The sequence below is a fragment of the bacterium genome (genome assembly GCA_030247525.1).
Lineage (GTDB): Bacteria > Electryoneota > JAOADG01 > JAOADG01 > JAOADG01 > JAOTSC01.
Genome location: JAOTSC010000267.1, coordinates 1 through 2,627 on the forward strand (window position 1 = coordinate 1; position 2,627 = coordinate 2,627).

Below are 2,627 nucleotides of genomic sequence, written 5' to 3' on the forward strand. Positions count from 1 at the left end.
GTTTTTCACTTGCGCGAAATGATTTGGACTCCACTCATCAGCAATGCGAGGAAAAAATACTCTTTAGATGAATTCGATATCTATCAATTTGAAATGGGAATGGAATTCTATCGCGATGCTCGGTGGGTTAAAGAGTTGAAACGACAGGGGAAAGGGGTTATCGCGTTCTATCATGGGACTGATGTTCGGAATCGTGGGATCATTAAACCGGTAGACGAGACGTGCCACTTACGGTTGACCAGCGAGCTCGATTTACTCACAATTCATCCTCAGCTCGAGTATATATTTCTTCCCATCGATTTATCGCTATTCCCGAATCCCGAGTTCCGAGTTCCGAGCTCCAAACCTCGAACCCCGCTTCGGATCGGTCACGCCGCTCGCAGCCGGAAGTTGAAAGGAACTGCAGCGGTGATCGCAGCAGTCGAATTATTGCAGAAGAAAGGGTTGGCGGTCGAGTTGGTCCTGATGGAGAATATGCCACACGAGCAAGTATTGCAGTTGAAAGCATCCTGTGACATTGCGGTCGATCAGTTAACCGATTTAGGCGGTTGGGGTTATGGCATGTCCTCCCTCGAGTTTCTGGCGATGGGAGTTCCCGTTATAACCTATATGCGTCCCGAGTATGAAACGTTTCTCCCCGATCACCCCTTTGTCAACGCTAACGAGCAAACAATTGTCCAAGCAATCGAACGGTTGATAGTCGAGGAATCTTATCGAAGGGAACGGGCGATTGCTGGGCGGGCATTCGTAGAAAAGTATCATGAGGTAACCGTTGTCCTTCGCCAGCTCTACGACTATCTCATCCGCGAGCGATTATGCAGTGAGTTGCCGGTTCCCTTACAGAAAGTAACCGCTCCACGCATTAACAAAGTAGGGTTATGATTCATCGAATCAGGAAACTTCACCGAACCATGAATCAAACCAAACCGGAACTGTCCATCATCATCCTCGGCTGCAACCAAGCAGCTAAGATTCTCCGGTTACTCACATCGATTCAAGCCCAATCCTTTTTGCCCGACGCAACAGAAATTATCTATACCGACGACCTCTCCACCGACTATACCCTTACGCAGTTACAGTCATTCTCATCAAAATTGCCGTTGCAGAATGCTGAGAACAATACCGGGAAACGGAATCGTGCCGCTGCCCGTAATCGCGGAGCAGCAATTGCCAACGCTGAATGGTTCCTGTTCCTCGATGGCGATGGTGAACTCGATAAAGATTTTGTCGCGCAGCTATGGCAACACCGCGAACGGGACACTGTTTTAACAACTGCGGTATTGCCGCATCCGGAAGCGGTCTGCCCAGCCCGCCGCTATGAAGTCTTGCGCAGCCCTGCCTATCGTGCTCAGACAACTGGTAACACCACCATTCACGGCTATCACCTCCAAAGTATCGCCTTCCTCATCCATCGAACTTCGTTTCAACAAGCCAATGGGTTTGATGAAGCATTTGCCGGACGGAGTGGGGAGGATATCGATTTAGGGATTCGGTTGGCAGTCTTTGGCACTAAGCTGCGGGTAGTGCCGACCGCGCTCTATTATCACAATCACCCTCGAACAATCCGGGAACTCGTAGATGTGAAAGAAAAGTATGCGGCACAAGGGATCCCCCGGATTCTTAAGCACGATACTACGATTTTTCGAGCCGCCAGGCTCAATTGGCTGTTCGAGGAGAATCCACCCTACCGAACAAAGCATCCGCTGCTTTTCAAATGTCTTAAATTGTTTTCTCTTCCGATATGGTCGAAGATTGCTGAGCGGGGTCAGTTTTGGTGGACGGGACGAACACTTATACCTTTGCTCTGTTTTATCGGAACGATGAACGGATTTCACCGATATATAACAACTGGTAAAATCACCGAGGAGGATGCCGGATGGTCACTTGGTTAGGACAACCTGTTGCCGACTCAGTCTATGAACGCATTGTCGACAGTGTCGGAAAACTCAAGCAACGTGGTGTAATCCCCGGCTTAGGGCTATTGCTCGTCGGGAATAACCCAGCATCGGAAGTCTATGTCCGAATGAAGGGGAAAGCCTGCGAGAAATTCGGTATTGCCTCGAAAACTATCAAACTCCCGGAAAATGCAACCGAGCAAGATGTAACGTCAGCTATCCACCAGTTGAATCGCGATCCCGAAATCCATGGATTCATCGTCCAACTACCCCTCCCAAAGCATCTTCCCGAGCGGAAGTTGTTGGATTGCATTGACCCCAACAAAGATGCCGATTGCTTAACTGCCGTTAATATCGGTCGCCTCGTGTTGGGGGAGTCGCACATGCTTCCCTGTACTCCGGCGGGTATTCTTTCACTCTTGGAGTTCTATGGTGCGCCAATTTCGGGGAAACACATAGTTATCATTGGTCGCTCACAAATAGTCGGGCGACCCCTTTCGATCCTTTTATCGTTAAAAGGAATTGATGCGACAGTTACCATTGCTCACAGCAAAACACCGAACCTGCGCCAGCTTTTGTCCATCGCTGATGGTGTGGTTGCCGCAATTGGAGTACCCGAGTTTCTTCCTACAAGCCATTGCAAACCGGGGTCTTGGGTGGTTGATGTCGGGGTTAACCGTGTTCCAGACAGTAATTCAAAAGGCTACAAGTTGACCGGGGACACTAAAAATG

3 protein-coding genes are annotated in these 2,627 nt (G+C 49.4%); all 3 read left to right on the plus strand.

Annotated features, from left to right (window positions below; translation table 11 throughout):
- Nucleotides 1–882 (plus strand): glycosyltransferase (locus OEM52_14785; protein MDK9701399.1); only part of this gene is annotated, 882 nt, incomplete at its 5' end.
- 29 nt (nt 883–911) lie between these two features.
- Nucleotides 912–1,892, plus strand: coding sequence for a glycosyltransferase (locus tag OEM52_14790; GenBank protein MDK9701400.1), 981 nt, complete (start codon nt 912–914; stop codon nt 1,890–1,892).
- Nucleotides 1,877–2,627 (plus strand): bifunctional 5,10-methylenetetrahydrofolate dehydrogenase/5,10-methenyltetrahydrofolate cyclohydrolase (locus OEM52_14795; GenBank protein MDK9701401.1); only part of this gene is annotated, 751 nt, incomplete at its 3' end. The genes OEM52_14790 and OEM52_14795, both read left to right, overlap by 16 nt.

What these genes read in the sequence shown, in the direction of transcription:
- OEM52_14790 (MDK9701400.1), top strand. Translation starts at nt 912, where the DNA reads ATGAATCAAACCAAACCGGAACTGTCCATCATCATCCTCGGCTGCAAC.